This is a genomic window from Streptomyces sp. NPDC048718 (assembly GCF_043198875.1).
In the GTDB taxonomy this organism is placed as follows: Bacteria; Actinomycetota; Actinomycetes; order Streptomycetales; family Streptomycetaceae; genus Streptomyces.
On sequence record NZ_JBICVG010000002.1, the window covers coordinates 99,821 to 124,312 of the forward strand.

Annotated in this window: 21 protein-coding genes; 8 read left to right on the forward strand and 13 right to left on the reverse strand. The window is 74.2% G+C overall.

Annotated features, from left to right (window positions below; genetic code table 11):
* Positions 1-177: 177 nt before the first annotated feature.
* The gene (locus tag ACGFRB_RS03520; RefSeq protein WP_393238433.1) at positions 178-585 is read right to left on the reverse strand and encodes a hypothetical protein; all 408 of its coding nucleotides are present in this window, start codon (positions 583-585) and stop codon (positions 178-180) included.
* A 133-nt stretch (positions 586-718) separates the two neighbouring features.
* Positions 719-1,489, reverse strand: a complete 771-nt coding sequence (locus ACGFRB_RS03525; RefSeq protein WP_393238436.1) for a methyltransferase domain-containing protein — start codon at positions 1,487-1,489, stop codon at positions 719-721.
* 152 nt (positions 1,490-1,641) lie between these two features.
* Here ACGFRB_RS03525 and ACGFRB_RS03530 point away from each other — a divergent pair, with 152 nt between their 5' ends.
* The 4 genes from ACGFRB_RS03530 to ACGFRB_RS03545 all read left to right on the forward strand — a co-directional run bounded on the left by ACGFRB_RS03530 (position 1,642) and on the right by ACGFRB_RS03545 (position 3,986).
* The gene (locus ACGFRB_RS03530; protein WP_393238439.1) at positions 1,642-2,088 is read left to right on the forward strand and encodes an OsmC family protein; all 447 of its coding nucleotides are present in this window, start codon (positions 1,642-1,644) and stop codon (positions 2,086-2,088) included.
* 88 nt (positions 2,089-2,176) lie between these two features.
* Positions 2,177-2,551 carry a hypothetical protein gene (locus ACGFRB_RS03535; RefSeq protein WP_363008132.1) on the forward strand — a complete coding sequence of 125 codons (375 nt, stop codon included), beginning with the start codon at positions 2,177-2,179 and terminating at the stop codon, positions 2,549-2,551.
* 393 nt (positions 2,552-2,944) lie between these two features.
* Positions 2,945-3,322: a VOC family protein gene (locus ACGFRB_RS03540; protein WP_393238442.1), complete on the forward strand. Its 378-nt coding sequence runs from the start codon at positions 2,945-2,947 to the stop codon at positions 3,320-3,322.
* A 304-nt stretch (positions 3,323-3,626) separates the two neighbouring features.
* Positions 3,627-3,986 carry an SPW repeat protein gene (locus ACGFRB_RS03545; RefSeq protein WP_363008128.1) on the forward strand — a complete coding sequence of 120 codons (360 nt, stop codon included), beginning with the start codon at positions 3,627-3,629 and terminating at the stop codon, positions 3,984-3,986.
* Positions 3,987-4,062: 76 nt separating this feature from the next.
* Here the strand turns inward: ACGFRB_RS03545 and ACGFRB_RS03550 are convergent, their stop codons facing one another.
* Both ACGFRB_RS03550 and ACGFRB_RS03555 read right to left on the reverse strand, forming a co-directional pair.
* Positions 4,063-4,578 (reverse strand): GNAT family N-acetyltransferase, encoded by a 516-nt coding sequence (locus tag ACGFRB_RS03550; protein ID WP_393238445.1) that lies wholly within the window; start codon positions 4,576-4,578, stop codon positions 4,063-4,065.
* A 110-nt stretch (positions 4,579-4,688) separates the two neighbouring features.
* The gene (locus ACGFRB_RS03555) at positions 4,689-6,533 is read right to left on the reverse strand and encodes a hypothetical protein (protein ID WP_393238448.1); all 1,845 of its coding nucleotides are present in this window, start codon (positions 6,531-6,533) and stop codon (positions 4,689-4,691) included.
* A 205-nt stretch (positions 6,534-6,738) separates the two neighbouring features.
* On the opposite strand from ACGFRB_RS03555, the gene ACGFRB_RS03560 reads away from it, so the two are divergent.
* Positions 6,739-8,187 (forward strand): PP2C family protein-serine/threonine phosphatase, encoded by a 1,449-nt coding sequence (locus ACGFRB_RS03560; RefSeq protein ID WP_393238451.1) that lies wholly within the window; start codon positions 6,739-6,741, stop codon positions 8,185-8,187.
* Between the two features lie 145 nt (positions 8,188-8,332).
* Here the strand turns inward: ACGFRB_RS03560 and ACGFRB_RS03565 are convergent, their stop codons facing one another.
* On the reverse strand, positions 8,333-9,823 hold the full coding sequence (locus ACGFRB_RS03565) for a hypothetical protein (RefSeq protein WP_363008279.1): 1,491 nt from the start codon (positions 9,821-9,823) through the stop codon (positions 8,333-8,335).
* Positions 9,824-10,061: 238 nt separating this feature from the next.
* On the opposite strand from ACGFRB_RS03565, the gene ACGFRB_RS03570 reads away from it, so the two are divergent.
* The 3 genes from ACGFRB_RS03570 to ACGFRB_RS03580 all read left to right on the forward strand — a co-directional run bounded on the left by ACGFRB_RS03570 (position 10,062) and on the right by ACGFRB_RS03580 (position 15,891).
* Positions 10,062-11,195: an aminoglycoside phosphotransferase family protein gene (locus ACGFRB_RS03570; RefSeq protein WP_363008120.1), complete on the forward strand. Its 1,134-nt coding sequence runs from the start codon at positions 10,062-10,064 to the stop codon at positions 11,193-11,195.
* Positions 11,196-11,617: 422 nt separating this feature from the next.
* Positions 11,618-13,495, forward strand: coding sequence for an N-acetylmuramoyl-L-alanine amidase (locus ACGFRB_RS03575; RefSeq protein WP_393238454.1), 1,878 nt, complete (start codon positions 11,618-11,620; stop codon positions 13,493-13,495).
* 197 nt (positions 13,496-13,692) lie between these two features.
* The gene (locus tag ACGFRB_RS03580; RefSeq protein ID WP_393238457.1) at positions 13,693-15,891 is read left to right on the forward strand and encodes a germacradienol/geosmin synthase; all 2,199 of its coding nucleotides are present in this window, start codon (positions 13,693-13,695) and stop codon (positions 15,889-15,891) included.
* 57 nt (positions 15,892-15,948) lie between these two features.
* Here ACGFRB_RS03580 and ACGFRB_RS03585 read toward each other — a convergent pair whose 3' ends face one another.
* From ACGFRB_RS03585 to ACGFRB_RS03620, 8 genes are all read right to left on the reverse strand, one after another.
* Positions 15,949-16,317: an RNA-binding S4 domain-containing protein gene (locus tag ACGFRB_RS03585; RefSeq protein ID WP_393238459.1), complete on the reverse strand. Its 369-nt coding sequence runs from the start codon at positions 16,315-16,317 to the stop codon at positions 15,949-15,951.
* A 20-nt stretch (positions 16,318-16,337) separates the two neighbouring features.
* Positions 16,338-16,838, reverse strand: a complete 501-nt coding sequence (locus tag ACGFRB_RS03590; RefSeq protein WP_363008112.1) for a hypothetical protein — start codon at positions 16,836-16,838, stop codon at positions 16,338-16,340.
* A 166-nt stretch (positions 16,839-17,004) separates the two neighbouring features.
* Positions 17,005-20,295 (reverse strand): ATP-binding protein, encoded by a 3,291-nt coding sequence (locus tag ACGFRB_RS03595; RefSeq protein WP_393238464.1) that lies wholly within the window; start codon positions 20,293-20,295, stop codon positions 17,005-17,007.
* A 99-nt stretch (positions 20,296-20,394) separates the two neighbouring features.
* Positions 20,395-20,865, reverse strand: a complete 471-nt coding sequence (locus ACGFRB_RS03600) for an ACT domain-containing protein (RefSeq protein WP_393238467.1) — start codon at positions 20,863-20,865, stop codon at positions 20,395-20,397.
* Positions 20,862-21,107, reverse strand: a complete 246-nt coding sequence (locus ACGFRB_RS03605) for a DUF397 domain-containing protein (protein ID WP_393238470.1) — start codon at positions 21,105-21,107, stop codon at positions 20,862-20,864. The genes ACGFRB_RS03600 and ACGFRB_RS03605 overlap by 4 nt, the downstream gene beginning before the upstream one ends.
* Before the next feature lie 63 nt (positions 21,108-21,170).
* A complete protein-coding gene (locus tag ACGFRB_RS03610; RefSeq protein ID WP_393238473.1) occupies positions 21,171-22,337 on the reverse strand; it encodes a thiolase domain-containing protein in 1,167 nt (388 codons plus the stop codon).
* Between the two features lie 57 nt (positions 22,338-22,394).
* On the reverse strand, positions 22,395-23,465 hold the full coding sequence (locus ACGFRB_RS03615; RefSeq protein ID WP_393238476.1) for a thiolase domain-containing protein: 1,071 nt from the start codon (positions 23,463-23,465) through the stop codon (positions 22,395-22,397).
* Complete coding sequence (locus ACGFRB_RS03620; protein ID WP_393238479.1) at positions 23,462-24,463, reverse strand: Zn-ribbon domain-containing OB-fold protein; 1,002 nt, start codon at positions 24,461-24,463, stop codon at positions 23,462-23,464. The genes ACGFRB_RS03615 and ACGFRB_RS03620 overlap by 4 nt, the downstream gene beginning before the upstream one ends.
* Positions 24,464-24,492: the final 29 nt, after the last annotated feature.

Sequence of the window (24,492 nt, forward strand, 5' to 3'; positions counted from 1 at the left end):
AACGCCGCAGCTTTTCGCGGCGGGGGTGCCAAGCCCTCACCTTCGGCATCGCGTTCCCAGGCCCGGGTGGTCCCGGATTTCCGGCCGGGGCCTGGGAACGCGGCCGGACGGCGGAAGGCCCGTCTCGCGCCCTGCGGGGGCACGAGACGGGCCTGGACGCCGTCGAATGACGGGGCCTCACCCTCGGGGCGTCCTCCGGGACGTCGTCCGGAACGTCGTCCGGGCGCGCAGGGGCGCACGGTCCCACCCGCCGCGGGCCCGGGCGGCCACCCGGCCGCCACAGCCCGACAGTCGGGCGCCGGACAGCCGCGCGTGGGGCAGCCGGGCCCGCTGACCGCCGCCGGCGATCAGCGCGTTGACCGACGCCATCGGGTCGCCGCCGGCCGAGCGGGTCAGGAGCGCACCGACCACGACCGGCAACAGGGCCGCGGCGAGCGCCGAACCGGTCGCGGTGGCGGTCGCGGTGACCGTGGCGGCTGCCGCCCGGCGCCGGGGGTGGGTGCCCGGCCGGGGGCGGGGCCGGGTGTCCGGGCGCCGCAGCGGGCGGCGGCGGGGCATGCGGGTGCGAGGGGCTTCGGAGCTCATGGGGCCAGTCCAGCAGCGGTGCCGGGCCTCGGACATGGGAGCACGTACTCAGCCGTCCGTGCTCGGGATACTCAATCCTGGTGGGGACATATCCGTATTCGCCCCTGGGTGACGCGGCCCGAGCGAGCGGTCCTCAGTGCCGGGCCACCACCGTGAACAGGGTGAAGGACGCCTGGAACGGCCCTTCCATGAGCCCGTCGAACCAGCGGTGGGCCCGGTCCGCCCCGATCAGGCCCGCGGCGACGGCGCGTTCCAGGTTGCGACCGAGGCCGAGCGTGTGGTCGGCGGCTTCGGCGTCGCGCAGGACCGGCGTGGTGGCGTGCACCGATTCCACGGTGAAGCCCGCCCGGGCGGCGAGCCGTCCGAGGCCGCGGCCGACGGTGGGGTTGCGGACCGTGTGCCCGAGGACGAAGCGGATGAACGCGCGGGTCGTCGCGATGTCGGGAGCGTCCACGATCAGCGTCTCCCAGTCGGGTTCGACGAGGCCGACGACGGCGCCCGGCCGGGTCGCGGTGTACAGCCCGGCCAGGACGGCCGCCGGGTCGTCGACGTGCAGGAGGACGCGGTCGGCCTTGGCGTGGTCGACCGAGCCGGGCGCCACCGGCAGGTCGTGGGCGTCGCCCTGGCGTACCTCCACCCCGGGCAGATCCCCGGTGCGCCGGCGTGCCTCGGCCACCATCGCGGGGTCCCGGTCGACACCGATGACCACCCCCTCGGGGCCCACGTGGGCGGCGAGCGCGGGCAGATCGGTGCCGGGGCCGCAGCCCACGTCGAGCACGGTGCCACCGGGCTTCGGGTCGAGGAGCCGGAGCAGTTCCTCCTTGTACGCGCGTCCCGCGTCCATAGCCGCCGTCCGCAACATGTAGGCGCCTTGATCCGGCCGGGCCGCTCCCCGCGTCGTCATGCCGGACAGTCGACACCCCGGTGCCGGCGTCCGCCAGGGAGCGAAGGGGCGCGCGGGGCGTGCCCGTTGCGCCCCGGCGGCCCGGGGGTGATGGGATGGCGCAGGGGCACGCGCGCGCGTGCCCGAGCCGATCGCGAGGAGTGCAAGCCGCCATGGCCGACGAGTACCGGATCGAGACCGTCCGCACCGGGTACCGCACCTGGACCGCCCGCAACGACCGGGGCGCGGAGGTACGGATCGCCGCCGACGACGACGCGGACGCGCAGCCGTCGTTCACCCCGGTCGAACTGCTCCTCGCGGCGATGGGCGGCTGCGGCGGGCTGGTGATCGACCGGACGGCACGGGCGGTCGATCTCGACGGGCTGCGGATCGTGGTGGAGGGCGCCTCGGGCCCCGGGGACGACGGCAGGATCGGGCGGATCAAGGTGAGTTACGAGTTCGAGCTGCCGGAGAGCAACCCGCGGGCTGCGGAGGTGTTCGCGCGGGGCGTGCGCCTCACGCACGAGAAGTACTGCACGGTGAGCCGGACGGTGGAGCACGGCGCCGGGGTCGAGGCGATCCTCCCGGACGGCACGACCGGTTTCCGGTCGGAAGAATGAGCGGCCGGGCCGGAGCGCCGGGCCGGCACGCCACGTCGCCCGGGTCCGCGCGGTTCGAGGCGGTCCGGATGGGGGAAGGGGAGGCGGTGTGAACGTGAGTCCCGACATCCTGCTCGGTTCCCTGGTCTTCCTGTTCGGCGCCGTCCTCATGGCGGCCGGCGCCCGTTGGAAGGGCCGGTCGGTGCGCCCGATCGCGCCCCGGCGGGCCCGTAATCTCGCCTGGCGCGCGTACGTTCGTGCGCTGGCCCGGTCCGCCGAACTGGCGGTCGCCGTCGCCCGGCGCGGGGCGGGCCGGGGCGAGCCGGCGATCGTGACCGTCGAGGACGTCGTCCGGCTCGCGCACGAGCGGTTCGGCTATGAGGAGGTCGACCGGGCGCACGCGGCGGCGGCCCTGCGTGAGGTGTACGAGCGCCAGGGCCGCTCGGCGGACACCGTGACGGACGCCTACAGCCCCATCCCGTAGCGGTTCTTCACGCCCCGTCCGGTCGGACGCGGCCGGCCGGGAGGCACGCGGGCGCGGCGACACCGTCGCCATCAGGTGTGAACAGGGTAGTTGGAAGCTCCGTGAGCGCCCGCCCGAGTGGGGCCCCGCGCCCGGCAGGCGAGAGTCCGGCCTGTCGTTCACGGCAGGCGTTGTGTTTGCCGGGGGCGCTCGGGGCGGGCTAGCGTGGCGCCATGACTGCCGGGTCGGCCATGCGCCGTGATCGAGAGAGGCGCCCGGCCATGGCGTGAGCGCCGTCGGCCCACGGGCACGGGAGCCGCCGCGGCGGGGCGTCCCGCACCGCGGCGCGTTCGCGGAGCGAGGGAACACCGCCGTACGCGCATCCCGCTCGACCTCCCGTGAAAGGACCCCTCCGTGGCCATCCGGCTCGATCACACCGTCGTCCACGCCCATGACCGGCACGTCTCCGCCGTATTCCTGGCCGAAGTACTCGGCCTGACGGTCGGCGCCCCCTTCGGTCCGTTCCTGCCGGTCGACACCGGCAACGGCGTCACGCTCGACTACTACCAGGCGACAGGGGACTTCACCCCCGGTCATTACGCGTTCCTCGTGCCGGACGAGGAGTTCGACGCGATGATCGACCGCCTGGAGCGGATGCGGGTGACGCACTTCGCCGATCCGGGGCACACCGAGCCCGGCCGGATCAACACCCTCTTCGGCGGCCGGGGCGCCTACTTCGACGACCCGTCCGGGCACAACATGGAGATCCTGACCCGCTCGTACAGCCGCTGACCAGCCGGACGGCGCCGGGTCCCCGGCCCGGCAGCCGTGCCGCGCCGTCGCACGCGCCGCGAGGCGCGCGGTGGCGCGGTGGCGCGGCACACCGGCCTCCGCCCCCTTCCGGGATTCCTTTCCGGCCAGAACTACACATAAAGGTCAGATAAGAGCACAATGGAACGGCGGAATCCCTTGCCGCACGCGCGGCCGGACACGCGAGACGCCGAAGGAGGCGAGTCACATGGCCGACGTCCACCACCGCCCAGGTGACCTCAGGGGACACCCTGACGCTCCGGAAATGCGGGACCGTTACGCCCGAATGCTCGAGACGCGAGGCGTGGCGGCGGTCGAGGAACTGGTGATCATCGGCGGTATCTACGCCGCGATCTCCGCATGGACGGTCCACTTCGCGGCCACCAGTCCGCAGCTGGCCATCAGCAACCTGATCGCGGGCATCGCGATCGCGGTCCTCGGCCTGTGCATGTCGATGGCCCCCGAGCGGGCACAGGACCTCAACTTCGTGGTGCTGCTCCTCGGTGCCTGGCTGATCGTCTCCCCGTGGGTGGTCGCCCGGGGACCGGACATGGGCATGGTTCTCAGCAATGTGATCACCGGCGCCTGCGTCTGCCTGTTCGCCCTGGTAGCGGGCGGCATGATCATGAGCAAGAGGAGGACATGACGGATCCGGCCCCGGCCGGAACATCCGAAGCGGCATCCGCTCTCCGTGCCCCGCCGGCCCGGAAGGCGGGTGCCGCTCACCCCTTTCCGGGCGAGCTGCGGCGGTACAGCACCTGATGGGCGTCCCACTCCACGAACGACTCCGCGTGGACCATTCCGACCGTCTCCAGCAGGCGCCGGGAGCGGGTATTGGCCTCCTGGGTGACGGCGACGACGCTCGGCACGTCCTCCAGCGCGCTGGCCACGGCCGCCGCGACGGCCTCACGGGCGTACCCCTGCCCCCAGTACTCGGGGAGGAACTGGTACGACACCTCCGTCTCGCCGCCGCGCCCGTCCTGGTCCACCGTGACCAGTCCGAGCACGGCACCGTCCAGGGTCCGCTCGACGGCGAGGCGGCCCGGGGCGCCGACGATCCGGCGCTGCCGGATCCGGACGACCGTGTCCGTCACCGGGCCGCCCAAGTGGCGCCGGACCTCCGGGTCGGTCCACAGCCGGGTCACCGCCGGGAGGTCCCGGGTGCGTACGGGGCGCAGGACCAGCCGCTTCGTGGCGATCGGGGCCGAAGCGACGGACGGGGTGGCGGAGGCGGGCATACTCCGATGATGTCAGGCCCCGGTGCAGGCCGACCGGGGGCCGGGCTCGGACCCCTCTGCCCCGGTGCTCGGTGCTCAGGCCTCGGATGCTCGGAGGCTCGGCCGGGAGTTCAGCCCATCTTGCGCCGCAGCGCGGCGAGGGCGCCCGCGTGACGGCCCGGGACGCGACGGCGCAGTTCGATGAGCGCGGGCCCGAGGGCGCGCGCCCGGTCCGGGTCCGCGATCTGTTCCCACTGGTGGTGGGCACGGTCGACGGCACCTTCGACGTCCGGTTCGTCGGGGCTCTGGCGCAGCCCCAGGCGGGCCTGCGCGGCGGTGATCCACAGTTCGCAGCTGCGGGCCGGTTCTCCCGCGAGCCGCGCCAGGTCCGCCCGTACCTCCACCCAGTGCACGGCCTCACTCGAACGCGGGCCGTACCGCCGCAGGGCGTCGCTCTCCCAGGCGGCGGCCATGGCGGCCGCCTCGCCGTGCCGGCCGGACCGGGCCGCGGCCAGGATCGCGGGGTGCGGGTCGATTCCGCTGCCTGGTGTCGGCGGTCTATCCGCGGGCGGCTCGGCGGGCATGTGCGGCGGCCGGGGCGGAAGGCCGGTGCCGGGAGCCGATGGGGGCGGGGGCGGCGACGTCCGCGACCCGGTACGGAGGGCGGTGCCCTCGGGTCCGGCTGCTGCCGCCGGTGCCACGGGTGTCGCCGGCGCCGGACTCTCGGAGCCCGGCGGCTCGGAGGCCTGGGCCGGTCCGTTCACCGCCGGCGCGCCCGCGTCGCGGGGCGGGGCGGGAACGGGCGGAACGGACGGAGCGGGCACCACGGGGCCCGCAGGGGCCGAAGGAGTGGAGGGGATCGAAGGAGTCGCGGCGGCGGGCTCGGGGGTCGTCTCCCGCGCGTCCGCCGACCCGGTCGGCTGCGTCGTCCGCTCCCGGTCGTGCGGTGGCCTCGGTGCCTCCGGCGCGCCGGGGGCCGGAGGGTGCGACACACCGTGCGGGCCCGTGGCTTCCGCCGGGGTCCGGGTGTGGGTGGCGTCGGCACGGCCCGCGGGAGGTGCCGGAGCGGGTCCCGCCGCCTCCTGCCCGTACGGCCCGGGCCCCCGCGGCTGCTCGCTCCGGGCCCGCGCGTCCGGCCCTGCGGGCGACCCGCCCGGCGCGCCGCTCCAGGCGCCGGGGCCCGCGTCCGGCGCGCCGGGCCCACCGGCGGGACCGGCCCCGGGGTGTGTGTCCAGAGCCGGTGGTGCGGACGGCCCCGGTGCGCCGCCTATCGCCCGGGTGTCCGCCGTCTGCGCGGCGCCGAACGCACCGCCGGGCAGCCCGGGGCTCAGCAGGATCGCTCCTTCGTGTCCCGCCGCCCGGGCGGCCGCCGCCGCTTCCTCGTGGAGCAGCGGCAGCGGCGGCCGGACGCCGGCGCGCCAGGTCGTGGCGAAGTGCCGCAGATAGTCGGGGGTCAACAGGACACCGCGCCGCGGGAAGGGCGTGAGATGGGCGAAGAGCGCGACGGCGGGCCCCAGTTGGAGCGTGTCGGGCGTGTCGCCGAGGCGCTGCCAGAGTTCGGGGTCGACGGCGAGGTCCGCGACGACCGTGGTGGTTCCCTGGCGGCGCGGGGCGAGTTCGCCGGCGAGCCAGTGCCAGGGAAGTCCCGTGTAGCGCAGGGTCGACGGCGTGCTGCGGGCCAGTGCCAGGTGCGGCAGCCGCTGGCGGCGGTCGAGTTGGAGCTGACCCGCAAGATAGAGGGCGAGCGGGCCGGGCGTGGCGGCCGCGGCGCGCAGCCGGGTGAGCACGCTCTGCGGATCGAGCGGGTCCGCCAGTTCGACGACAGTCGCCATGTGCGTGCCCGCCAGGACGCCCGCGGGCACCGCCGCGAGTACGGGCAGCGCCGACGCCGCGTCCATCGCCCGACCCCGTCCGGCCGGTGCCGCCGCCAGCAGCACCGCCGTACCCACCGTGTTCATCACGTCGTTCCTCACCACCCCTGCACCGTAACCCGTGCGGGTGTGGCCGAAATGCCGTTGGAGCATGTCCGGAACCCTTCTGGGCCTTTGGCATATGCCACAAGCACCACCGTATCGAGTGTTGCCAATTCGCTTACGGGGGCTATCCCGCTGTGCGAAAGTCGTACTCGGGCTTCTCCCCACCAGACCTGGCCGTGCCACGTCGCCTGCATCGGAGTACGACATGCCGTCCCCCCTCTTCGCGGACCGTTCCGCCCAACCGCCCGAGCCGGGCGCGGTGGACGCTCTCATCACGCGGACACGCCGTCTGCGCGGGGACGTGGACGCGGTACGCCGGGACGCCGTCGCCGGCGAGGACGGCCCGCACCACCGCTGGCAGCGCGCCCTGTGCGATCTCGCCGTCCACCAACTCGACGACCTCGGCGCGCACTTGGGCCAGCTCAAGGCGGGCCTTCCGGACGAGCGGGCAGTCGATTCCTCCGCCGCGTACGCCCCACCGCCCGGCCCGGACGCACCCCGCTCCCCCGGCTCGCTCTTGTCCCGGGTGGGCAGCGCCGAGTGGGACCTGCTCACCGACGAGGTGCACTGGTCCGAGGAGCTGTTCCGGATCTTCGGCCGCCCCCGGCAGACCGGCCCCCTGTCCCTCGACGAACTGCCGTCGCTGGTCTTCGCCGAGGACCAGCCGCTTCTCCAGGCGATGGTGACGGAGTGCCTCATCGACGGGAAGCCGATCGACGGCGAGTTCCGGATCGTCCGCAGCGACGGCCGGGTCCGTACCGTGCACATGACCGGCGAGCCGGTGCTCGACGACACCGGCGGCACCGCGTCGATGTGGGCGGTGCTGCGCGATGTCAGTGAACTGCGACGCAGCGAACGGGCGGTCCGCGAGAGCCGGGACAGCCTGCACCAGCACCAGCGGATCGCCCACGCCGAGCGGCGGGCCGCCGTCGAACTCCAGGAAGCCGTACTGCCGCCCTGGCGCGGCTCGTTGCGGTTCGCCCACGAGGGACCGGCCCCGCTCGACGTGGCGGCGCTCTATCTGCCGGCCGCCTCGACCGGGCTGATCGGCGGCGACTGGTACGACGCGCTGACCCTGCCGGACGGGGACGCGCTGCTCACCGTCGGCGACCTGACCGGACACGGGGTCGCCGCCACGTCGTCGATGGCGATGCTCCTGGGCGCGCTGCGCGGCATGGCGGTCGCCGGGATCCGGCCCGGTGCCCTGATGGGGCATCTGAACCAGCTCCTGGAGACCGCCGCGCAGCCCGCCCTCGGCAGTGCGCTGTGCTGCCGCTACGACCCCACCGCCCGCACCCTCTCCTGGGCCCAGGCGGGCCACCCCGCGCCGCTGCTGTTCCGCGCGGGGGAAGGACGCGCGCTGAGCCGGCCGGACGGCATGCTGCTCGGCGCCACCGGCGGGGCCGTGTACGAGGAGGCCGAGACGCCCCTGCTCCCCGGCGACCTGCTCCTGCTGCACACCGACGGGCTCGCCCGGTCCGGCGGCACACCGGACGACACCACCGGGAGGGACCGTCTGCTGGCCCTCGCGCCGCGACTCGCCACCGCTCGGGACGCGCAGGAGTGCGTCAGGGCGGTGGTGGCGGAGTTCGGCGACGGACCGCGCGCGGACGACGCCTGTGTGATGGCCGTCCGTGTGGGAGGCGGGAGCTGACAGCAAGGCCGGCCGGGAGGACCGGCGGCCGGGCAGGGGTGATCGCCCCGGACGCACGGCGTCGCACCGCCCCGGGGTGTCCCCCGGCACGCTGCCGCGTCGTTCGGGTTCAGTGCCCGTGCTGCCGTACGGAGAAGCCGGGCACTCACGCGTCCCCGGTCCGCGGCTTGTCGGACGGCGACTTGGGCAGGGCCACCTCGATCTCCTCCCGCAGCTCGGCGATCTTGCTGTAGCTCGCGTACTGGCCGGTCAGCCGGTACATCTCGTGCAGCCGGTCCCACGTGCGGTGCGAGGAGGTGTCGCCCATGGAGAGCAGGGCGAGCCGCGCGTAGCTGTCCGCCTGATCGGGGTCGTCGCCGATGAAGTAGGCCGAGGCCAGGGAGATGTGGTCGAAGAGCTTCGACCGGTCGTGCCCCTTGCCGCGCAGTTGGAGCGCGAGCCGGGCGTGGTGCTGCGCCAGGGCCGCGGCGGCGGGGTCGTGGTCCGCGAGAGTGCGGTAGGCGAGCGCCTGCATGCCGTGCAGGTCGGCCGCGTCGAAGTTCTGCATCCAGGTCGGCTTCTCGTCGCTCCGGTCGGAGACGAAGAGTTCCTCGGCTTCGCCGAGCGTACGGCGCATCTCCTGCCCCTGGCCCATGGCCGCCTGCGCCCACGCCTCGATGGTGCGGAACATGGCGCGGGTGCGCGGCAGCAGCCGCTCCCCTCCACCCGAGGTGGCGAGCTTCATCAGGTCGAGCGCCTCGTCCGGCCGGCCGAGATGGACCATCTGGCGGGCGGCGCGGGACAGCGCCTCGCCGGCCCGGGGCCGGTCGCCGCCCTCGCGTGCCGCGTGCGCGGCGATCACGAAGTACTTCTGGGCGGTGGGTTCGAGGCCCACGTCGTGGGACATCCAGCCGGCCAGGACGGCCAGGTTGGCGGCGACGCCCCACAGCCGGCGCTGGAGCTGCTCGGGGTGGTGGTAGGCGAGCATGCCGCCCACCTCGTTGAGCTGGCCCACCACGGCCTTGCGCTGGAGGCCGCCGCCGCGCGAGGCGTCCCAGGCGCGGAAGACCTGCACCGAGTGCTCCAGCGCCTCGATCTCCTCCGATCCGATGGGGGCTGCCTCGTAGCGGTCGAATCCGGCCGGGTCGGCGTGCAGGGGATCGACGGCGCGGGGAACGGCCCCGGGCCGGGAGGGGTTGGTGTGGAGCCAGTCGTGCATGGCGTGGGTGAGTGCGGAGCCGGCGACAAGCGCGGCGCCCGCGCCTACCAGGCCGCGTCGGTTGAGCATGAGGTCCATTCCCGTGAATTCGGTGAGGACCGCCGCCGTACGCTCGGGCGGCCACGGCAGCCCGTCGGGGTTGTCCGTACTCCTGACGTCCCGCCGGGTTCCGGCGCGCCCGCGTCGTACCAGACCGAGGTCCTCGATGGTCACGACACGGCCGAGTCGCTCGGTGAACAGCGCGGCCAGCACCCTCGGTACGGGATCGCGGGGGATCTCCCCCTTGTCGATCCAGCGCCGCACCCGCGAGGTGTCGGTCGCCAGCTGAGGGTGGCCCATGGCCGCCGACTGCCGGTTCACGAGTCGCGCGAGTTCGCCCTTGGACCACCCGGCCAGGCCGAAGAGGTCCGAAAGACGGGTGTTGGTCTGCCCTGTCACGTCCAAGCCCCCAGGTTCTCGGCTGAGTTGACAGTAACCCTCCGGTATGGGTGTGGCGACTATTCGCCAGGGTTCGCCAGGGTGCGCCCGATGTTCCGCCACCCGCGCCCCGGTGTCAGGTAGGAACGCGCCACCCCGTCCCGCCGCCCGGCCCACATTTTCCCCAGGGTGCGGTCCGGCCGGCCGGCCGGGGCGACGCACGCAACTCGTCGGCGCACGAAGGGATCTGTCTTCTCACATGTACACAGCATCGTCCTCCGTGACCGCCCCGCCCCGGCCGCTTCCGCGCACCGCCCTGGCGGCCGGCTCCGGCCCGTACCTCACCCCCGTCCCCGCGCGTGGAGCGGCGCGGGCCAGGCGCTGGGCGGGCGGCACCGTCCAGGCGCCGAGCGGGAGGATCGATCTGTCCGGCCCCCACGGCGCCCAACTGCGCGTGGCGCTCAAGTCCGTCCAGCGGATCTGCCCGGACTTCAACGCGGTGCAGGTGCTGCGCCGCAGCGGCCGCTCCGCCCTGATCGTGGGCACGACGGGCCGGGCGACCGTGGTCGCGAAGTGCTTACTGGACCACTCGCCGTCCTGGGTCGAGCGGTTCCGGCACGAGATAGCGTCGTACCGCTCCTTCGTCCGGCACCGCCCCCCGGTCCGCGCGCCGCGGCTGATCGCGGCGGATCCGGACAGCTGCGCGCTGGTCGTCGAGCGGATGCCGGGGCGGGCCGCGGCGCTGACCCGCCATCCGGTCGAGGCGCCGCCGCGCGCCGATCTGCGGGCCGCGCTCGGCGCCGTGGTCCGGCTGAACGCCTGGCGGCCGCCGGCCGGGACCTTCGACGCGCCGCTCGACTACGGGGCGCGGATCGCGCGCTATCACGAGCTGGGCTTCTTCACCGACCGGGACCGGGACGACCTGCAGAAGCTGCTCCTCGGGATCGCGCAGGCGGGCGGGCGGGCCGGCACGGGCCAGTTCTGTCACGGTGACGCCCTGCTCTCCAACATGCTTCTGTCCCCCGCCGGTCCGGTGTTCGTGGACTGGGAGCACGCGGGCTGGTACCTGCCGGGCTACGACCTGGCGACGCTGTGGTCGGTGCTCGGGGACGCGCCGCTCGCCCGGCGGCAGATCAGCCAGCTGGCCCAGCAGGCGGGCCCGGCTTCCCGGGACGCGTTCCTGGTGAATCTGATGATCGTACTGACGCGTGAGATCCGGACGTACGAGACGGCGGTGCAGCGCACGATCCGGGAGGCGCCGCCGGCCGGGTCGGTTCCGATGCCGGTGGGCGAGCTGTCGCCCGGCGAGGAGCAGCGGCTGCTGCTGCGGCGGCTCCACGACGACTGCGCCATGGCACGGCGGGCCGTACGCGCGGCGGTCGGCACGCGCTGAGCGGGCCGGCCGGGGCGCGCCCACGATTCCCGCGCCCCGAGCCTCGTTCCTTCGTGGTCCGGCCCCGTGACGGGGTGACGGAGCCGCGTTCCCGGTGCCGGTGTGCCGGGGGCGCGGCTCCGTCGTTTTCGCGCCCGGCTCCGCCACTCCCCCGCGCCCCCTCATTGGTCCACTCCACTGACGCGGCGCAGGCGGGCGGGCCGCCCGCGCGAAACTCCCGGCCGCCGGCCCCTCGGGCCGTTCTGACGTGGTAAATCGCCATGCGTGAGGCGTGATTGACGGATCGTTCACAAGCCGCTACCCCTGTACGGGTCCGGTCCCGCACGTCCCCGTACTCTCCCCTTGCCCTGGAGGCTGCCTTGCTCCGATCCACGTCACTGAGACGTGTCGCACCGGCCGTGCTGCTCCTTCCGCTGCTGTCCGTGTCCGCCACGCCGTCGGCCACCGCCGAGGCGCCCGTGCCGGGCTCGTTGCAGCAGCAGTTCGCGGTGGCGGCCGAGCACCACGGTGTGCCGCAGAGCGTGCTGCTCGCCGTGTCGTACCTCCAGTCCCGCTGGGACGCGCACGGCGGCGCGCCGAGTGTCACCGGCGGCTACGGCCCCATGCATCTGACGGACGCCGTGACGGCCCTCGCCGAGGCGCCGCATCACTCGGACCCGGCGGAGGACGCGCGCGGCGACGACGCCCGGCCGGTCCGGTCCGGCGCCGACACCCCGCTGCCGGAGCCGAGCGCGCCGCCCGCGGGGCTGCGGACGCTGGAGCGGGCCGCCACGCTGTCGGGGCTGCCCGCCGAGGAGCTGCGGACGAGCACCGCGGCGAACATCGAGGGCGGCGCCGCCCTGCTCGCCGAGGCGCAGCGGGACGCCGGGCTGCCGGCGAGCTCGGATCCCGCGGACTGGTACGGGGCGGTGGCCCGCTACTCGGGCGCGGACGACACGGCGACGGCGTCGCGGTACGCCGACGACGTCTTCGACGTGATCCGCACGGGCGAGTCGCGGACCACGGACAGCGGTCAGCTGGTCACGCTGGCCGCCGATCCCGGGGTCGCGCCGGCCACGGGGCAGGTGGCGGGGCTGGGGCTGCGGGCGCCCGCGAAGGGCCCGGTGGAATGCCCGCCGACCGTGGCGTGCGAGTGGATCCCGGCCCCGTACGAGGAGTTCGGGGACGGCGACTACGGCAACCACGACAAGGGGAACCGGCCGGAGTCCCAGTCGGTCGACTACATCGTGATCCACGACACCGAGGGAAGCTGGGCCACCACCCTGAAGCTGGTGCAGGATCCGACGTACGTCTCGTGGCAGTACACGCTGCGCTCCTCGGACGGCCGGATCGCGCAGCACCTGGCGCTGAAGGACGTGGGCTGGCACGCGGGCAACTGGTTCGTGAACGCCAAGTCGGTGGGCCTGGAGCACGAGGGCTTCCTGACCTCGCCGGACTCCTGGTACACGGAGGCGATGTACCGTTCGTCGGCGCGGCTGGTGCGTTATCTGGCGAAGCGGTTCGACATTCCGCTGGACCGTCAGCACATCCTCGGGCACGACACCGTGCCGGCGACGACCACGTCCGGCATCCCGGGCATGCACACCGACCCGGGTCCGTACTGGGACTGGGCGCACTACTTCCAGCTGCTCGGCCGTCCGATCACACCGAGCGCCGGCCCGCACGCGGGCGTGGTGACGATCCGTCCGGACTACGCGTCGAACCAGCCGGTGTACACGGGGTGCGAGAAGGCCGGCCAGGCCTGCGCGCCGCACGGGAGCGGGGCGGTGCGGCTGCACACGGCGCCGAGCGCCGACGCGCCGCTGGTGAAGGACATCGGTCTGCGGCCGGGCGGCCAGAACTCCACCACAGGGGTGAACGACCTGGGGGCGCGCGCCACCACCGGCCAGAGCTTCGCGGTGGCGGAGCGTCAGGGCGACTGGACGGCGATCTGGTACCTCGGCCAGAAGGCCTGGTTCCACAACCCCAAGGCCGAGCCGACGGCGGTGAACGCGCGCGGCCGGGTGCTGACCCCGCGCGAGGGTCTGACGTCGGTGCCGGTGTACGGGCGGGCCTATCCGGAGGCCTCGGCCTATCCGGCGGGGGTGCCGGTGCAGTCGGTCTCGCCGCTGCCGTACAAGCTGCTCGCCGGGCAGCGGTACGTGGTGGGCGGGCACACGCCCGGTGAGTACTTCTACTCTCCGACGTTCGACGTCACGGGTCACACGGTGGTCCGGGGCCAGGAGGAGTACTACGAGATCCAGTTCGGGCATCGGGTGGCCTTCGTGAAGGCCGCCGACGTGCGAGTCTCCGAGTCCTGAGGCGGATTGGGGGCCTGCCTTCGCGGCCGGGCCCCGGGTGCGGGACGGAGGTGTCGCGGGACCGGGGTGAACTCCCCGGCCTCGCGGCACCTTTCGTCATTCCATATGACTATTTCAGGGTTCCGGTGGATCCGGGGTCCGGCAGGTCATGCTGGCCGTCCGACCTTCCGCCACACTCACCGAGAGGCCACCCAGGCATGGCTCAGCCCTTCGTTCTGCCGGACTTCTACGTTCCGTACCCGGCACGGCTCAATCCCCATGTGGAGACGGCCCGCGGCCACACCCGCGACTGGGCACGGGCCATGGGCATGCTGGAGGGCTCCGGCATCTGGGAGGAGGCGGACCTCCAGGCCCACGACTACGCGCTGCTGTGCGCGTACACCCATCCGGACTGCGACGCGGAGACGCTGAACCTCGTCACCGACTGGTACACCTGGGTGTTCTTCTTCGACGACCACTTCCTGGAGACCTTCAAGCGCTCCCAGGACCGGGCGGGCGGGAAGGCGTACCTGGACCGGCTGCCGCCGTTCATGCCGGCCGATCCGGCGGCCGACCTGCCCGGTCCGGTCAACCCGGTCGAGGCGGGGCTCGCCGATCTGTGGCGGCGGACCGTGCCCTCGATGTCGGAGGCATGGCGGGTCAGGTTCGCGGAAGCGACCCGGCATCTGCTGTACGCGTCCCTGTGGGAGCTCGACAACATCGACGAGGGCCGGGTGGCCAACCCGGTCGAGTACATCGAGATGCGCCGCAAGGTGGGCGGAGCGCCCTGGTCGGCGGGGCTCGTCGAGTTCGCGGCGGGCGCCGAGGTGCCGGAGCGGGTGGCCGCCGCACGGCCGCTGCGCGTCCTGCGGGACTCCTTCTCCGACGCCGTCCATCTGCGCAACGACCTCTTCTCCTACCAGCGCGAGGTGGAGGACGAGGGCGAGAACAGCAATGGTGTCCTCGTCCTGGAGCGGTTCCTCGACTGCACCCCGCAGGAGGCCGCGGACACCGTCAACGACCTGCTGACCTCACGGCTCCAGCAGTTCGAGAACACGGCCCTGACCGAGGTTCCGCCGCTCTGCCTGGAGCAGGGCCTCGGCCCGGCCGAGGCGGCGGCCGTCGCCGCGTACACCAAGGGCCTCCAGGACTGGCAGTCCGGCGGCCACGAGTGGCATCTGCGCTCCAGCCGCTATATGAACGAGGGCCTGGTGAAGGGGAGTTCACTCCCCGACAGGGCGATCGGGACTTCCGCGCTCGACATCCGCACCCTGTTCGGGCGCCCCGCCGCCGTCCGGCTGCGCACGCTCACCCACACACCACACGAGAAGGTGGGCCCGTCACTGCTGCCGGAGTTCGACCTGCCCTATCCGCTCCACCTCAGCCCCCACCATGAGGAGGCCAAGCGCCGTTCGGTGGAGTGGGCCGAGCGGATGGGACTGCTCCGCGACATCTGGGACCGGCCGATGCTGGAGGGCTTCGACTTCGCGCTGTGCGCCGCCGGGCTGGATCCGGACGCCACCGTGGAGGAGCTGGAATCGAGCGCCACCTGGCTGACCTGGGGCACCTACGCGGACGACTACTATCCGCTCGTCTTCGGCCGGACCCGCGACACGATCGGGGCGCGGGCGCAGAACGACCGGCTCAAGGCCTGCATGCCCCTGGACGATCCGGCCGCCGGCGCGGCATCGGCGCGAGGCCCGCTGGAAGCCGGGCTGGCCGACCTGTGGGCACGTACGGCGGGCCCGATGGCGGGGCCGGCCCGGGAGCGGCTGCGGCAGGCCATGGACACCATGCTCGACAGCTGGCTGTGGGAGCTGCACAACACGGACCAGAACCGGGTGCCCGACCCCGTCGACTACATCGAGATGCGCCGCTGCACCTTCGGCTCCGAGCTGACCATGCTGCTGGCCCGGTTGCGGCAGGAGGCGACGCTGCCACCCGAGCTCTTCCGCACGGACACGGTGCGCTCCTTGGAGCGGGCGGTGATGGACTACGCGACCCTGCTCAACGACCTGTTCTCGTACCAGAAGGAGATCGAGGTCGAGGGCGAGCTGAACAACGGCGCGCTCGTGGTGCGGTCGTTCTTCGGCTGCGACTACCCGACGGCGGTGTCGATGATCCACGACCTGATGCGCAGTCGGCTGTCCCAGTACGAGCACGCGAAGACACGCGAAGTCCCCCGGTTGCTCCTGGACTTCGGGCTCGACACACGAGGCCGGGCGGCCTTCAGGAGTTATCTGGGCGAGCTGGAGGACTGGCTCGCCGGCATCCTCAACTGGCACCGGAACGCACGGCGTTACGCGGCCGAGGATCTGCCCGCGGGGGCCGGGAGTTCGCTGCTGCGGCGAGGGCCGCGGGGCCTGGGAACCTCGGCGGCACGGCTGGCGGCCGCGTACGGAGCACCCGTGGGATAGAAAGCGGGCCGCCCCGGGACCCATTCGGTGCCGAGGGCGGCCCACTCGCCTCGCGGGTCAGGGGCGCGCGCCGCGCAGGGCGTCGAGTTCGCGGCGGTCCCGCTTGGTCGGGCGGCCGGCGCCCCGGTCGCGGACCGCCGCGACGGCGACCTGCTCGCGGGGCGGCGGGGGCGGGCTGTTGTCGGTGTACGCCTCGGCGGCGGCCGGCGGGCCGACCCGCTTGACGAGCAGCTGCTTCACCTCGACGATCCGCTGCCGGCCGCCATGGAAGGCCCGGACCTCGTCGCCGGTCTTCACCGGCTGGGCGGGCTTGGCCCGCTCACCGTTGACCTTCACGTGCCCGGCCCGGCAGGCCGCGGCGGCCTGGGAGCGGGTCTTGGCCAGCCGTACGGCCCAGATCCAGCTGTCGACGCGCACGCCGCTCATCGGCCCCGCCTCCCCTTGGCTCAGTCCTGCTGGAACAGCTCGGCGGGCAGCGGCTTCAGCAGCGCGTACAGATCGTCGGTGATGGGCCGGTCCCAACTGGCGATGGTCACCAGGACGTTGTCGCTGCGATCGAACTGCACGCAGGAGATCCGGCTCTCGGAGAGCTTGAGGCGGCGGACGATCAGCAGGTTGTCGCCCTGCATCACGGGGACGTCCTCGCGGCCCTGGACCTCGACCGGCTCGTCGTTGCCGAGGGCGGCGAGCAGCTGGGCCACCTCGAAGGGGACCTGGCCGTCGGCCAGCTCGCGGGCCGGGGAGCCCTCGGGCAGATTGCCGATGATCATCGCGGGGCCGCGGCCGCCGAACAGGTCGTAGCGCAGGAAGACACCCTGGCAGCTGCCGTCGGGAGCCGGGAGGAGGCCGGCGCCGAGATTGCCGGGCCAGTCCCCGGGATCCATGGCCAGGACGTCGAAGTCCGGGCCCGCGGGTGTGGCGGCGCTGCGGCGGCGGAGGAAGGACATACCGCCATGGTACGTGCCCCGGCGCACGCCTCGGCGCGCCGGGGCGACCCAGGCCGTGTCTTCAAACTGCCTCCCTGAGAGCTTCGCCTGGGAGGTACCCCCACCGTGCGACGCCTGGCACGCACTCCCCCCACACACGATCCAGGGCCGTGCGCTCCGGAGCGGGTCAGGACCCCGCACCGGTGAGCGCCTCGGCGAGTCCGGCGGGGTCGGTGCCGAGCTTGCGGTACGCGGCGGACAGCAGCCGGGTGACGTCGGCCCGGTCCGTGCCGAGGACGGCGGCCGGGTCCGCGCCCCGGACGGTCAGCTCCGCGGCGGTCCGCTCACGCGCGGTGAGGGTGTCGGAGCCGGCCGGGGTCAGGGTGCGGGGGCGCAGGCCGGCGGTGGCGAGTTCGGTCCGGGCCTGCTCGACGAGCCCGTCGGCGCCGCAGTCCTGGGCGGTCTCCAGGCCCCGGTAGAGATGTCCGGCGGCCTCGTCGACCCGGCCCGCGCGGCGCAGCGCGGCCCCGAGGGCGACCAGGGAGCGGGCCAGCTCGTACGCGGCGGGCGAGCGGTCGAGCCAGTCGACGGACTCCTCCAGAAGCTTCACCCGATCGATGTCGCCGGAGACCTCGGCGGTGACCCGGAGCGCCTGGCCGATCGCGGAGGGCGCACCGTACTGGTGGGCGCGGGCGACGGCCTCCAGGGCGGTCGCGCGGGCCCGCTCCGGGGCCGTGACGGACTCGGCGAGGGCGAGATGGACCTGCCAGGGACACCAGGCGGGGTTGCGGATGCCGCGCGGGTCGAGCCGGCGGCCGACGGCCGCGAGCTCGGCGGCGGCCTCCTCGGTGCGGCCGAGCGCGAGGAGCAGTTCGGCGTGGACGGTCCGCGCGTCGGGAAAGGTGACGGCGGCGGGGAAGGGTGCACCGAAGTCGTGGGCGAGGGCGACCTCCTCGGCCTCCTCGGTGCGGCCGCGGGCGAGGAGCACCTCGATCATGACGCCGGTGGCGTACCAGTGGGCGGGGGTGCGCGGGCCCACCCGCTCGGCGAGCCGGAGGCCGGCGCGGACGAAGTCCTCGGCCTCGACGAGACGGCCGCGGCGGTAGCGGATGTAGCCGAGCAGGGTGTAGGCGAAGGCGAGGTGGCCGCCGCGCCAGCCCTGGGTCTCGAACTCGGCGGTTCCGGCGGCGAACAGTTCCTCGGCGCGGCCGGGCCGGTCGGCGTAGAGGAAGGTGAGGGCGGTCAGGACCGGGACCTCGAAGCCGCGGCTCTCGTCGGCCCAGCTCAGTCCGCCGCGCAGGGCGCGCTCGGCGTGACCGACGGCGACCTGGGAGGGTTCGCCGCGCAAGGTGGCGTCCCAGGCGCGCAGGCCGATGATGTAGCGCTCGGTGAGGTCGCGTCCGGTGAGGCGGTCGGCGAGCCGGGCCAGCCGCCGGGAGCGGGCGGGCGACTCGGGTTCGTCGGCGCGGAAGGCGTCCCACATGAACTTCTCGGACTGCATGCGCAGCCGGCTGCGGGCGTCGGTGGTGAGCCGGGCCTCGCGGGCGAGGAGTTCGGACGCCTCGACGAGCCGGTCGCTGTGGGCGAGGACCTGGGAGAGCCGGTAGACGATGCCGTGGCGCAGGGCCGGGTCGGCGATCGGTTCCTCCAGGGCGGCGCGCAGATGGTTGACGGTGGTGGCGGGTTCGGTGAGCAGGGAGGCGCTGCCGAGTTCGAACAGGACGGCGGCGCGTTCCGTGTGGTCCGGGGGCTCGCGCAGGGCGCGGGCGAGATAGCTGCGGGCGGTGTCGGGGGCGCCGGCCCGCAGCAGTTCCCGGGCGGCGGCGCGCAGTTGCTGGACGACCCACGGGTCGCTCTCGGGGTGGGTCTCGACCAGGTGGCGGGCGGCGGCGGTGGGTCCGAGGCCCGCGTCGACGACGCACCAGGCGGCCTGGCCGTGCAGGGCGACGCGGGTGGCGGGCAAAATCGCCTCGTAGACGGCGGTGGCGACGAGGGGGTGGACGAACTCCAGGGTGTCGTCCACCGGTTCGGGGCCGGAGTCCGTCGGTTCGGGACCGGTGGTGGCGTCGTGGCCCTGCGGACGGGCCTGGTGCGGGATCCGGGGCCGGGCCTCGGCGAGGACGCGGGCGCGGCGCAGCAGGGCGGCGCCTCGGGCGACGTCCTCGCCGCCGAGTCCGGCGACGGCGCCGGCGAGCTGGGGCGAGATCTCGGTGCCGAGGACGGCGCAGGCCCAGGCGAGGCGGACGGTGGCGGGGCCGAGGCGTTCGATCTGGGCGATGAGGCCGCTGCCCTTGACGGCGGCCGCCAGGTCGCGCAGGGCGGAGGTGCGCTCGGCGGTGGGTTCGAGACCTCGGTCGTGGATCTTGGCGGCGAGTTCGACGGCCTCGAAGGGGTTGCCGGAGGTGATGGTCCAGCAGGCGTGGCAGAAGGCGTCGTCGGCGTGGGAGCCGACGCGGTCGCGGACCAGCCGGGCGATGGCGGTGGAGGTGAGCGGTTCCAGGCCGAGCGGGCGCCGTCCGGACCGGCGGCCGGTGAACTCCTCTCCGTCGTCTGGAAGTTCGTCGGGCCGGTAGGCGACGACGAGCAGCATGGGGAGTTCCTCGGCGCGGGGCGCGAACGCGGAGAGCCAGCCGAGGGATTCGGGGTCGGCCCAGTGGGCGTCGTCGAGGACGACGACGAGCGGGGCACCGCGTACGGCGAGATGGGTGAGGACCCAGTCGAGTCCGTCGCGCAGTCCCTGGGGGTCGGGCGGGGAGCCTTCGGCCGCGGTGCACAGTCCGAGCGCGGGGCCGACGATGTCGTACCAGCTGCCGAGCCGTTCGCGCAGTTCGGCCGGGGACGCGCCGGCCAGCCGGGGCTGGAGGAGCTGACGGGCCACATGGAAGGCGACGCGCTGTTCCTGGTCGCCGCCGCGGGCCGACAGCACGGTCGCTCCCTTGTAGGCGGCGCGGCGGCGGATCTCGGTGAGGAGGGTGGTCTTGCCGAGTCCGGCGGGGGCGGCGAACGCGAGCACTCCGCCGCGCCGGGGCGGCCCGCCGGGGCGGCGGGACGTCCCGGCGGGTATGCGGTCGGCGGAGCGGCCGGGGACGGAGACGAGGCGCAGCCTGCGGGGGTGGCGTACTCCGGGGGTGCGGTCGGAGCGGTCGGGCAGAGTGGCCGTGGCGCTGGGGGCGGCGGGCTCGGCCGGTGTCCGTACCGGAGCATCCGCCGGTCCGTACGGGTCCGTGAGCCCCGCCCGCTCGTGCCCGAAGGCGTGGAGGGGGCCGATGGGGGCGGCGGGGCCGTCGGACGCGGGTCCGGGGGCGGCGGGGGTGAAGCCGGCCTCGGCGACGGCTATGGGGCAGGAGGGCAGGGGTGCGGCGGCCGGGTCGAGGCCGACGAGGAGGTTCAGGGCCTCCTCGGCCGCCGCGAGCTCGGCCTCGCGTTCGAACAGGCCGAGGCCCCGTCCGGCCGGCGCGCCCGTGTGCTGTGCTGCCATCGTCGTCTACCCCCACGATGGGGGCGCACGCCCGGCGCACAGGGTGGTGCGTCGGGGCGGTCACCCCTCGAAAGCCTCAGCGTACGCCGGTGCGCGCCCTCAGGGAGTGGCTTCGCGGCCACCTTCCGAGAGCGCTTCGAGGACGGCCAACGCCCGCTCCGCCCCGGCGTGTTCCACAAAGAGGTGATCATGGTGGAAACCGGCGACGACGTTGCAGCTCAGCCCGGCGTCGGCCAGCGCGCCGGCGACCGCCGCCGTCAGCCCGACGGCGTCGAGCGCGGAGTGCACGCGCAGGGTGATCCAGCCGGCCACGTAGTCGTACGCCAGCGAGGCCGCGTCGGCCTCCTCCTGCCGCACCACCAGTGTCAGCCCCTCGGGCTCGGCGACCGTGACGACCGGGTCGATCCCTGCGGGCAGCGCGTCCGGGCCGGACACGATGGTGAACGCGTAGCGGCCGGGACGCAGTTCGGGCCGGAGACCGGCGAGCATCCGGGACAGGTCGCGCTCCGGCGCGGCGGTCTTCTCGGCGGTGTCCGGGGCGGCGTTCGGGAAAGGTGTTCCGGTCGTCATGTCAGATCGAACTCCCCGTCGCGCGCGTTCACCACGAACGCCCGCCACTCCGCGGGCGTGAACACGATCGACAAAACCTCCGGCCGCCGCCCGTTGCGCATCGCGATGACCCCCTCGACGAACGCGATCTGAACGTCCCCGACGCCCTGGCTGCCGGAGCGCCAGTCCGCCCCCGACAGATCGATCTCGGGCGGGGGCTCCGCCCCCGTGAAGGCCTGCCGCGCGATGGTGCCGTCCGCCACGTCCGTGACTCCCCTCGTCGTCCTGGCCTCAGCGTATCGAGCGGCCCCGGACGCCGACAGACCTCACGTCGCGGGCGGGCGGTCGCCGACGAGCCACATCGAGAAGAACTGCGCGCCCCCTCCGTACGCGTGTCCGAGCGCCGTACGCGCCCCCTCGATCTGGTGGTCCCCGGCCTGCCCGCGGACCTGCATCGCCGCCTCCGCGAACCGCAGCATGCCGGAGGCGCCGATCGGGTTGCTGGACAGCACTCCCCCGGACGGGTTCACGGGCAGGTCGCCGCCGATCTCCGTGACCCCGGCCTCGGTGAGCTTCCAGCCCTCGCCCTCCTCGGCGAAGCCGAGGTTCTCCAGCCACATCGGCTCGTACCAGGAGAACGGCACGTACATCTCGACGGCGTCGATCTGGCGGCGCGGGTCGGTGATCCCGGCCTGCCGGTAGACGTCGGCGGCGCAGTCCCGGCCGGCCCGCGGGGACACGAAGTCCTTGCCCGCGAAGAGTGTGGGCTCGCTGCGCATCGCCCCGCCGAGCAGCCAGGCCGGCGGGCGGGGCGAACGGGCCGCTCCCGCCCGGCCGGTGAGGACCATCGCGCAGGCCCCGTCGGAGGACGGACAGGTCTCCGAGTAGCGGATCGGGTCCCACAGCATCGGCGACGACCGCACCTTCTCCAGGGTGACGTCGTGCTCGTGGAGGTGGGCGAAGGGGTTGCGCAGCGCGTTGCGACGGTCCTTGTACGCGACGAGCGTGCCGGTCGTGGCGGGGGCGCCGGCGCGCCGGATGTAGGCGCGCACGTGCGGGGCGAAGAAGCCCCCGGCGCCGGCCAGCAGCGGCTGCTGGAAGGGCACCGGGAGCGACAGGCCCCACATGGCGTTGGACTCGGACTGTTTCTCGAAGGCGACGGTGAGGACGGTGCGGTGGACCCGGGCGGCGACCAACTGGGCGGCGACCAGCGCGGTCGAGCCGCCGACCGAGCCCGCGGTGTGCACCCGCAGCATGGGCTTGCCGACCGCGCCGAGCGCGTCCGCCAGATACAGCTCCGGCATCATCACGCCCTCGAAGAAGTCGGGCGCCTTTCCGACGACCACCGCGTCGACGTCCGCCCAGGTGGACCCGGCGTCGTCGAGGGCGCGCCGGGCGGCCTCACGGACGAGGCCGGCGATCGAGACGTCGCGGCGGGCGGCGGCGTGCCGGGTCTGGCCGATGCCGACGACGGCGACGGGTTCCTTGCTCACGTGGGCTCCTTGGCTTCGCTCGTCCGGCGGCGCGGCGGTTCGGCTGCTCGGCGGCGGTCACGGGCGCGGGTCGCCCTCGAGGACGGCGACCAGGTTCTGCTGGAGGCAGGGTCCGGACGTGGCGTGGGCGAGGGCACGGTGGGACTCGCCCCGGTGGACGCGGGCGGCGGCCTCGCCGAGCCGGATCAGACCGGCGGCCATCATCGGGTTGGCGGCCGGCGCGCCGCCCGAGGGGTTGACGCGGACCTCGTCGCCGAGGCGGAGTGCCCGGCGCAGGACGACTTCCTGGGAGGTGAAGGGGGCGTGCAGTTCGGCGGTGTCGAGCGGGCGGGCGGCGGGGGCGAAGGCGCCGGCGCGTTCGGCGGCGAGCCGGGTGGAGGGCGAGTCGGTGAGATCGCGCACGCCCAGTGCGTGGGCCTCGATCCGGTGGTCCATGCCGGTGATCCACGCGGGCCGGGCGCACAGCTCGCGGGCCCGGTCCCCGGCGGCCAGGACGACGGCGGCGGCGCCGTCGCCGATGGGCGGGCAGTCGCCGGTGCGCAGCGGCGCGACGACGTAGTCGCCCTGCGGGCGGGCGCCCCGCAGCTGGGCGCGGGGGTTGGCGGCCGCGTCCTCGCGTCCGCGGGCGGCGATGGCCGCGAGCGCGGTCTCGTCGGTCGTCCCGGCGTCGATCAGGGCCCGGGCCTGGAGCGCGGCGAGCGCGACGGAGTCGGGCCACAGCGGGGCGGTGTAGTACGGGTCGAGCTGGCGGCTGAGCACGTCGCGCAGGGAGCCGGGCGAGGACTTCCCGTACGCGTAGACGAGCGCCGTGTCCGTCTCGCCGGTGAGGAGCCTGACCCACGCCTCGTACAGCGCCCACGCGCCGTCCGTCTCCACATGGGACTCGGAGAGCGGCGGCCAGGCGCCGACGCCGTCCAGGGTCATGGTGAAGGAGAAGGCGCGCCCGGCAAGGTAGTCGGAGGAGCCGGAGCAGGTGAAGCCGATGTCCGCGGCGGTGAGTCCCATCGTGCCGAGGACCTCGTGCAGGACCGGCATCACCATCTCGACCTCGGACACCTCGTCGGTGCGGCGGCGGTGGTCGCTCTGGGCGAAGGCGACGATCGCGACGCGGCGGGGCCCTTCGCTCACAGCAGCTCCTTGTAGGTGTCGTAGTCGGCGTCCGGCTCGCCGCTGGGGCGGTAGTGGTCGGGGTAGCGGGCGCCGTCGGCCCACACGGGCTCGACCCGCAGGCCCATGCGGACCTGGTCGCAGGGGATGCCGGCGATCCGGCCGTGCAGGGCGAGTCCGGCGCCGTCGAGGGCGATGTGGGCGTAGACGTACGGGACTTCGATGTCGAGGTTCTTCGCTTTGATGTTCACGACGCAGTACGTGGTGACGGTGCCGCGCGGGCCGACCTCGACGCGCTCGGTGGTCGCGACGCCGCAGGTGGGGCAGGCGCCGCGGGGCGGTACGTAGACCTGGGCGCAGGAGGGGCAGCGTTCGCCGACGGTCCGGCGGTCGGCGAGGGCGTCCAGCCAGGCGGTCTGGGCCCGGCCGGGGGTGTAGGTGTAGTCGAGGCGGGCGGGGGTGACGATGCCGGTGACGGGGTCGGCGAACACCCCGTCATGGGGTCGGGGTTCGAGGGCGGCCGAGCCGTGACCGGTGTTCGCGGTGTCGTCGGTGCCCTCGGTGCCCTCGGTGCCCTCACAGGGTTCGAAGCAGGCGATGTCGGTGATGGCGCCGTCGCGCTGGGCGGCCCAGCGGACGCGGACGCGCATACCGGTGCGGACCCGGTCCGGTCCGGGGGCGTCGAGGGCGTGCAGCAGGGCGGTGTCGGCGCCGTCGGGGCGGACCAGGACCCAGGCGAACGGGGTGGCCAGGGGCTGCCCGGGGCGGGGCGCCGGGTTCCAGGCCCAGGTGGTGACGGTCCCGGTGGCGGCGACCTCGACGAGCTCGCTCAGCTCGGCCGCGGTGTCGGGGTCGTACTCCACGGGCGGGACGAGCACCTTCCCGGCCTCGGTGCGCACCCCGAGAACGATCCGCTCGCGCAGTCCGGTGAGGAAAGCGGACTGGACGGGGCCGAGGGAGCGGGTGAAGGGGAAGGAGACGACGAGGGGGGCGCTGAGGACGTCGGGGTCGGCGGGCATGGCGGGCTCCTTGGCTGGGAGGGGCGGCG

Coding starts and splice junctions, on each gene's coding strand:
- ACGFRB_RS03520 (WP_393238433.1), bottom strand. CDS start 585: ATGAGCTCCGAAGCCCCTCGCACCCGCATGCCCCGCCGCCGCCCGCTG.
- ACGFRB_RS03600 (WP_393238467.1), bottom strand. CDS start 20,865: ATGACGACCGGAACACCTTTCCCGAACGCCGCCCCGGACACCGCCGAG.
- ACGFRB_RS03580 (WP_393238457.1), top strand. CDS start 13,693: ATGGCTCAGCCCTTCGTTCTGCCGGACTTCTACGTTCCGTACCCGGCA.
- ACGFRB_RS03570 (WP_363008120.1), top strand. CDS start 10,062: ATGTACACAGCATCGTCCTCCGTGACCGCCCCGCCCCGGCCGCTTCCG.
- ACGFRB_RS03545 (WP_363008128.1), top strand. CDS start 3,627: ATGCTCGAGACGCGAGGCGTGGCGGCGGTCGAGGAACTGGTGATCATC.
- ACGFRB_RS03530 (WP_393238439.1), top strand. CDS start 1,642: ATGGCCGACGAGTACCGGATCGAGACCGTCCGCACCGGGTACCGCACC.
- ACGFRB_RS03550 (WP_393238445.1), bottom strand. CDS start 4,578: ATGCCCGCCTCCGCCACCCCGTCCGTCGCTTCGGCCCCGATCGCCACG.
- ACGFRB_RS03590 (WP_363008112.1), bottom strand. CDS start 16,838: ATGTCCTTCCTCCGCCGCCGCAGCGCCGCCACACCCGCGGGCCCGGAC.
- ACGFRB_RS03595 (WP_393238464.1), bottom strand. CDS start 20,295: ATGGCAGCACAGCACACGGGCGCGCCGGCCGGACGGGGCCTCGGCCTG.
- ACGFRB_RS03525 (WP_393238436.1), bottom strand. CDS start 1,489: ATGACGACGCGGGGAGCGGCCCGGCCGGATCAAGGCGCCTACATGTTG.
- ACGFRB_RS03560 (WP_393238451.1), top strand. CDS start 6,739: ATGCCGTCCCCCCTCTTCGCGGACCGTTCCGCCCAACCGCCCGAGCCG.
- ACGFRB_RS03585 (WP_393238459.1), bottom strand. CDS start 16,317: ATGAGCGGCGTGCGCGTCGACAGCTGGATCTGGGCCGTACGGCTGGCC.
- ACGFRB_RS03620 (WP_393238479.1), bottom strand. CDS start 24,463: ATGCCCGCCGACCCCGACGTCCTCAGCGCCCCCCTCGTCGTCTCCTTC.